The organism is Rhizobium sp. SVR5-2C, from assembly GCF_056755115.1.
The window spans coordinates 1-6,055 of sequence record NZ_JBNDHT010000227.1; the positions used below are offsets into that span (position 1 = coordinate 1).

Below are 6,055 nucleotides of genomic sequence, written 5' to 3' on the forward strand. Positions count from 1 at the left end.
GCCGATATAGCGCACGAGACCGCGGGAGACGAGATCGTCGAGAGCGCGCAGCGTCTCGTCGATCGGCGTCACCGTATCGGTTGCATGAATCTGATAGAGATCAATGTGATCCGTCTGCAGCCGCTTGAGGCTGGCTTCGACGGAATCCATGATATGCCCGCGGGAGGCGCCGCGATCGTTGGGCTTGTCGCCCATAACGCCATAAACCTTGGTGGCGATGACAACATCCTTGCGCGGGACATTGAGGTTTTTCAGCGCCTGTCCGAGGAGCCTTTCGGATTGCCCGAAGGAATAGACATCGGCGGTATCGATGAAGTTGACGCCGGCCTGGAGCGAGCGCTCGACGATCTGGTCGGCCGCCTTCTGGTCGACGTCGGCGATGGCGCCCCAGGTGGTGCCGCTGCCTGCCTCACCGAATGTCATGGTGCCCAAGCAGATTTCCGAGACGAAAAGTCCCGTATTTCCGAGTTGATTGTAACGCATGAAGAAATTCCTTGTGTCGGCCGAAATCGACCGCTTGCGGGCTGCTGAATTCTAATCTTTCAATATTGGCCTGAACGGTCAGGCACAGCCGAAGCTGGCTGCAGGCAGGCATTTTACGTAATGCCAGGCAGCCGCATTTCAACGTCGCCTGCGACATATTGAGAGGAGAAAGCAGAAGCCCTTGTCTAAACACAGCCTCCCAATAGATTGCTGCTTCACAGGTTGCAGGAGCTTCAGATGAGCACGCACGCGCTGACGACGATCGGCTTCGACGCCGACGATACGCTCTGGCAGAACGAACAGTATTACCGGCTAACCGAGGAGCACTTCACGCAACTGCTCGCCGATTTCGCGGACGGTTCGCAGATTTCGCAGCGGCTGCTGGAAGCTGAAAAGCGCAATCTCAGCCACTACGGCTTCGGCATAAAGGGCTTTACGCTGTCGATGATAGAGACCGCGATCGAGATCACCGAAGGCAAGGTGCCGGCGAGCGTGATCGCGAAAATCCTTGATACCGGCCGCGACCTTCTTTCGCATCCGGTCGAGACCATGCCGCATGTCCGCGAGACGCTGGAATCCCTTGCCGGAAACTATCTGCTGGTATTGATCACCAAAGGCGACCTGTTCGATCAGGAGCGCAAGCTCGCCCAATCCGGTCTTGGCGATTTCTTCGATGCCGTCGAGATCGTCTCGGACAAGACGGCCGTCACCTATCGGCGGATTTTCTCGAAGCTCGGCGACGGTCCGGAACGGGCCATGATGGTCGGCAATTCGCTCAAGTCCGATATCGTGCCGGCGATTGCCGCCGGAAGCTACGGCGTCTTCGTGCCGCATGAGCTGACCTGGGTCCTAGAGCATGTCGACGAGCCGAAGGAGGCACCGCGCTTTCGAAAGATCGCCCATCTCGGCGAACTCGGCGGACTGCTCGACGGATTGTCCTGAGCTATTCCCCGGTACCGGATTTTGAGGGCGCAGCCGGGAACAGCGACGGACGTTGCGGTTCTTCGGGTTTTGCGGGCTGCGGTTGCCCGGCCGCCTGCGGCTCGATGAGCAGCGTATAGGGCGCTCCCAGGCCGCGGCGCGGCGAAGCCTTGGAATAATAGGGCCGCAGAAACCACGTGGTGTTTTCCTTCACGGTCACATCAAGTGCCGTGCCGTCCTCATCTGTGCCGAAAAATGCCTCATCATCGGGCTTGGAGAGATCGAAGATCGCAAGAAACGCATACTTGCTCTTTGTCGTAAAGCTGATCCTTACGTGTTGGCCGGCGCGCACCGGCAAGGTGTAGACACCGCTGTTGCCGAATTTGGTCCAGCCCTTGATCTGCATGGTGACCGCCGGAAACTGGAGCTTCTCCAGCTTTTCGCCGGGATCGAGCTGCGGTTCCTGGGCAAATGCCGCCGTCGCGCACAGAAAGAGCGCCGAAGCGATGCCGATCCACGCTCTCATGGGCGCACCAATGCCACGCGCATAGCCTCCACTTCGGGGCGGCGGAAGCAGCCTTCGATATGATCGTTGACGAGACCCATTGCCTGCATGAAGGCATAAACTGTGGTCGGACCGACAAAGGTCCAGCCGCGTTTCTTCAAATCCTTCGATATTCTTACCGAAACGGGTGTCGTGGGGTTGGCGGCGACGTGCTGGCGGTCGACAACGGCGGGGCGTTCATGAAGAGCCGGCTCATAGCTCCAGAAGTAGCGCCCAAGCGAGCCGAATTCGCTCCTCAGAGTAATGGCGCGCCTGGCATTGTTGATCGTCGATACGATCTTGCCGCGGTGGCGGATGATACCGGCGTCGGCAAGGCACCGCTCGATATCCCGATCATCAAACAGCGCCACCTTTTCGAAGTCGAAACCCGCGAAGGCAGCCCGGAAATTATCGCGCTTGCGCAGGATCGTCAGCCAGGAGAGGCCGGACTGGAACCCTTCAAGGCAGATTTTCTCGAAGAGGCGGATGTCGTCGGTGACCGGCCTGCCCCACTCCTCGTCGTGATAGCGCATGTAGTCTGGAAGATTTGCATGCCAGTGGCAGCGGCTCTTGCCGTCCTCGCCGATTATGATTCCCGTTTCGCTCATTCTTCGCCGCCATTTCTTCGTCAGAATCCGGCTTTAGCATTTGCTAACCCTGTTTCCAAACCGAAGAGTAACCCTGACGAAAAGTTTATTCCGCCAGCTGTCCCTTACTGAATCGATTTTTACCATTCGCTGGCGGCGATAATGGCAGCATGTTGGGCAGGCGGACTGCCGCCCTTACGCATTTTCGGTCATTTGTAGAGAGCCCGCCCGATGATGAAATCCGCATTGATTGCCGCCGGTGTGATCGGCCTACTGGCCTCGCCGGCCCTTGGCGACGACCGCTACGCAAGTCGTCCGCCCATCGTTCTCAGCCCCGACCTCACAGCTCCCTGGGTCAACCAACTCGGCAGCGACAATGTTCGCCCTGTGGTCTATCAGCGCCCCGCCCCGCAATGGCGCGGCTTCATCCCGCGGCTGCCTTTCTTCCGCCGTGCGCCTGCGCCCGAAGCCGCTCCCGCCCCACAGCAAGTTGCAGGAATTCGTCCCGACCTGCCGGTGATCCGCCATCAGATCGAGCCAGAGTATCTGCCGCAGATGGTCGACTACCAGACCAAGGAAAAACCGGGCACGATCGTCATCGATACGAACAACCGCTTTCTCTATCTTGTTGTGGCCAACGGCCAGGCCCGGCGTTACGGGGTCGGCGTCGGCAAGCCGGGCTTCGAGTGGGCCGGCGTACACAAGGTTACCCGCAAAACGGAATGGCCGGAGTGGACGCCGCCCTCCGAGATGGTTAGCCGCGAAGCTGCGAAGGGCCATTATCTGCCGGCCCGCATGGACGGTGGTCCGGAGAACCCGCTTGGCGCGCGCGCCATGTATCTCGGCTCGACGCTCTACAGAATCCACGGCACCAATGCGCCCTGGACGATCGGCAGTGCCGTTTCTTCGGGCTGCATCCGCCTGCGCAACGAGGATGTTGTCGACCTTTACGAACGCGTCAAAGTCGGTACGCGCGTTATCGTGATGTAACTGCTGGCTTTTACCTCACTTCTGGCAAGAACAGCCGGCACTCAGAATCAAAAATGCTGTGCCGGCGACAACTGATCTTGAATCGGGCTGAAGTTCAGGTAGCTTCGGCCCGATTTTGCTTTTGAGGGGAATCAATATGTTGAAAGTCGCCTCCGGCCTTGCGGCCGCCGGCATTGCATTTTCTATTGCAATCACGCCTGCCGTTGCTCAACCCGCCCACGATGCTGCACCCGTCGTCCGCGTTCCGAAAACCAAGTTCGTAAAGCCGGAGTTCAAGCGCAAGCTCGTGCGGCTCGTGACGAACGAAGAGCCGGGTACGATCATCGTCGATACCAACAACAAGTATCTCTACTACGTCGAGACGAAGAACCGCGCGACGCGCTACGGCATCGGGGTCGGCCGTGATGGCTTCGGCTGGTCAGGCGTCGTGAAGATCGGCCGCAAGGCCGAATGGCCGACCTGGACGCCGCCGGCCGAGATGCGTGTCCGCGAGGCCGCGAAGGGTCACATCATACCCGCCTTCCAGGAAGGCGGCGAAGACAATCCGCTCGGCGCACGCGCCATGTATCTCTATCAGGGCGGCCGCGATACTATTTTCCGTATCCACGGCACCAATCAGCCTTGGACGATCGGCCTGAACATGTCTTCCGGCTGCATCCGCATGATGAACGACGACGTCATTCATCTCTATTCGCGCGCGGCGGTCGGCGCGAAGGTGATCGTCATCGGTCCCGGCGACAAGCAGGGCAACGTCGCCTTCCAAGACAAGGGCATCGACCTGCTGCGCACCATCTTCGGCGACGGCTGATTCTTCGCCACTTGCTTGATGATGAAGGGCGGCTTTTGCCGCCCTTTTCATATTGGTGTCAGGTGAGATGGCTGTGGCGCAGATGGCGCTATTTCCAACCCTGCAATAAGCCTGTCACGGAAAGCGGGATAGATGTGCGCTGCTGATAATCAGGGAATTTTTCATGCATCGCATATTCAATCCCACTGCGGCGAGCCTTGCCATATTTTCCATTCTGAGCTTTTTGAACGCCGCGCCGGCTTCGGCCGAGGATCTCCAGTTTTCCTTCTATGGCGGATACCAGACGGCGCCCCATAGCGGCGTCGACCTATCCGACGGCACGCATTTTACCGCGGGATGGGAGGGCAAATCCTTCGCCTCGCCGCCCTATTACGGCGGCCGCATCACCTGGTGGCTGGAGGATTTCAACCATCCGAACCTCGGCTTCTCGATCGACTACACGCATGCCAAGGTCTATGCGGATGACGAGACGCTCCGCACCTCCGGCTGGTCGCATTTCGAATTCACCGATGGCCTCAATCTGCTGACCGCCAACGCGATCTACCGCTTCCAGGATCCCAGCCGCCGCTGGACTCCGTATATCGGTGTCGGCGTCGGCGTGAACATCCCGCATGTCGAGGTGACGCGTCCCTCCGGCAAAACCTTCGGTTATGAATTCGGCGGCGTGGCGCTGCAGGCCCAGGCAGGCGTCGATTTCAGGATCACCGACCGCTGGTCAACCTTCGTGGAATATAAGGGCAACTATTCGCGCGTCGATGTTCCTATCGATAGCGGCGACCGCCTGAAAACGAATGTCATCACCAATGCCGTCAATCTCGGCCTTTCGTTTCACTGGTGATGCGGTGTCCTTCGTTGTTGCGACTCATTTGGAGCCGCAACTGACCTTGCCGCTGACTGCAAATGGCGTTTGACCGCCGGTGATCGTCAATCCATAGGTGCCCGAAAAGCTCTTTCCGGGCCCTTTGGCGAGAATGACGAGGCTCAGAGCCTGAGTGCCGGCGTCGTCGTCGGTATCGAATATCTCAAGGCGCAAATCGCCGTCATCCCACCAGCGGTTCGTGAGCTTGCTGGAATCGAACACGCGTTTCTTGAAAACGTCAGGAACCGAGCCGCTCTTGATCATCAGCGCGCCGCGGAAATGATTGAGCTTATGTCCGGCTTCGTCCCGAAAGCCGCTTTCGATCGTGAAGCGCGCGCTGCCATCGTCCGCCGAGCAGAAGAACCGGCTGTCGGCATGCGCAGCCCCTGCCGCGCCGAGCAGACCTGCAAGCAGTATCGTTATACGCCGCATATGCCAAACTCCGTCACCGGCCGAAAACCGGCCGAACTTAGGGTAACGGCAAATCTCTTAATTTTTGGGGTACATCGCCGCCATAAGCCCAATCCAGCAACTCAACCGTATGCAGAATCGGGATCGCGGTACCGGTGCCGATCTGGGTGATGCAGCCGATGTTGCCGGTGGCGATCACATGCGGCTTCGTCGCCTCGATATTCTTGACTTTGCGCGCCTTCAGCGCCGCGGAAATATCTGACTGCATGATGTTGTAGGTCCCGGCGGAGCCGCAACAGAGGTGGCCTTCCGCCGGTTCGCGAACGGTGAAGCCCGCAGCCTTCAGAAGCTGCTTGGGCGCCATAGTGATCCTCTGCCCGTGCTGCATGGAGCAGGCAGAATGATAGGCGACCGTGACGCCCCTTGGCATATGCGAAGGAAGGTCGAGCGTC

General features: G+C 59.1%; 9 protein-coding genes. 4 read left to right on the forward strand and 5 right to left on the reverse strand.

The genetic code is table 11. From position 1 onward, the window contains the following. Positions 1 to 483 (reverse strand): aldo/keto reductase (locus ACPYOI_RS34260; RefSeq protein WP_481424031.1); only part of this gene is annotated, 483 nt, incomplete at its 3' end. A gap of 237 nt (positions 484 to 720) precedes the next feature. Between ACPYOI_RS34260 and ACPYOI_RS34265 the strand changes: the two genes are divergently transcribed. Continuing rightward, positions 721 to 1,425: an HAD family hydrolase gene (locus ACPYOI_RS34265; RefSeq protein ID WP_481415698.1), complete on the forward strand. Its 705-nt coding sequence runs from the start codon at positions 721 to 723 to the stop codon at positions 1,423 to 1,425. 1 nt (position 1,426) lies between these two features. Here ACPYOI_RS34265 and ACPYOI_RS34270 read toward each other — a convergent pair whose 3' ends face one another. Next, the gene (locus tag ACPYOI_RS34270) at positions 1,427 to 1,930 is read right to left on the reverse strand and encodes a hypothetical protein (protein ID WP_481415697.1); all 504 of its coding nucleotides are present in this window, start codon (positions 1,928 to 1,930) and stop codon (positions 1,427 to 1,429) included. Continuing rightward, positions 1,927 to 2,556: a DNA-3-methyladenine glycosylase I gene (locus ACPYOI_RS34275; protein WP_481415696.1), complete on the reverse strand. Its 630-nt coding sequence runs from the start codon at positions 2,554 to 2,556 to the stop codon at positions 1,927 to 1,929. Before ACPYOI_RS34275 ends, ACPYOI_RS34270 begins: the two co-directional genes overlap by 4 nt. Positions 2,557 to 2,766: 210 nt before the next feature. Between ACPYOI_RS34275 and ACPYOI_RS34280 the strand changes: the two genes are divergently transcribed. From ACPYOI_RS34280 to ACPYOI_RS34290, 3 genes are all read left to right on the forward strand, one after another. Next, a complete protein-coding gene (locus tag ACPYOI_RS34280; RefSeq protein WP_481415695.1) occupies positions 2,767 to 3,525 on the forward strand; it encodes a L,D-transpeptidase in 759 nt (252 codons plus the stop codon). A gap of 136 nt (positions 3,526 to 3,661) precedes the next feature. Beyond that, the gene (locus ACPYOI_RS34285; protein WP_168828510.1) at positions 3,662 to 4,333 is read left to right on the forward strand and encodes a L,D-transpeptidase; all 672 of its coding nucleotides are present in this window, start codon (positions 3,662 to 3,664) and stop codon (positions 4,331 to 4,333) included. A 163-nt stretch (positions 4,334 to 4,496) separates the two neighbouring features. After that, positions 4,497 to 5,171 (forward strand): outer membrane protein, encoded by a 675-nt coding sequence (locus ACPYOI_RS34290; protein WP_168828509.1) that lies wholly within the window; start codon positions 4,497 to 4,499, stop codon positions 5,169 to 5,171. 24 nt (positions 5,172 to 5,195) lie between these two features. Here ACPYOI_RS34290 and ACPYOI_RS34295 read toward each other — a convergent pair whose 3' ends face one another. Both ACPYOI_RS34295 and ACPYOI_RS34300 read right to left on the reverse strand, forming a co-directional pair. Next, entirely contained in the window at positions 5,196 to 5,624 is a 429-nt protein-coding gene (locus ACPYOI_RS34295) for a hypothetical protein (protein ID WP_481415694.1), read from the reverse strand. Positions 5,625 to 5,661: 37 nt separating this feature from the next. After that, positions 5,662 to 6,055: heterodisulfide reductase-related iron-sulfur binding cluster (locus ACPYOI_RS34300; RefSeq protein WP_481424032.1), on the reverse strand; the 394-nt coding region annotated here is incomplete at its 5' end.

Coding starts and splice junctions, on each gene's coding strand:
- ACPYOI_RS34270 (WP_481415697.1), bottom strand. CDS start 1,930: ATGAGAGCGTGGATCGGCATCGCTTCGGCGCTCTTTCTGTGCGCGACG.
- ACPYOI_RS34285 (WP_168828510.1), top strand. CDS start 3,662: ATGTTGAAAGTCGCCTCCGGCCTTGCGGCCGCCGGCATTGCATTTTCT.
- ACPYOI_RS34275 (WP_481415696.1), bottom strand. CDS start 2,556: ATGAGCGAAACGGGAATCATAATCGGCGAGGACGGCAAGAGCCGCTGC.
- ACPYOI_RS34280 (WP_481415695.1), top strand. CDS start 2,767: ATGATGAAATCCGCATTGATTGCCGCCGGTGTGATCGGCCTACTGGCC.
- ACPYOI_RS34265 (WP_481415698.1), top strand. CDS start 721: ATGAGCACGCACGCGCTGACGACGATCGGCTTCGACGCCGACGATACG.
- ACPYOI_RS34295 (WP_481415694.1), bottom strand. CDS start 5,624: ATGCGGCGTATAACGATACTGCTTGCAGGTCTGCTCGGCGCGGCAGGG.
- ACPYOI_RS34290 (WP_168828509.1), top strand. CDS start 4,497: ATGCATCGCATATTCAATCCCACTGCGGCGAGCCTTGCCATATTTTCC.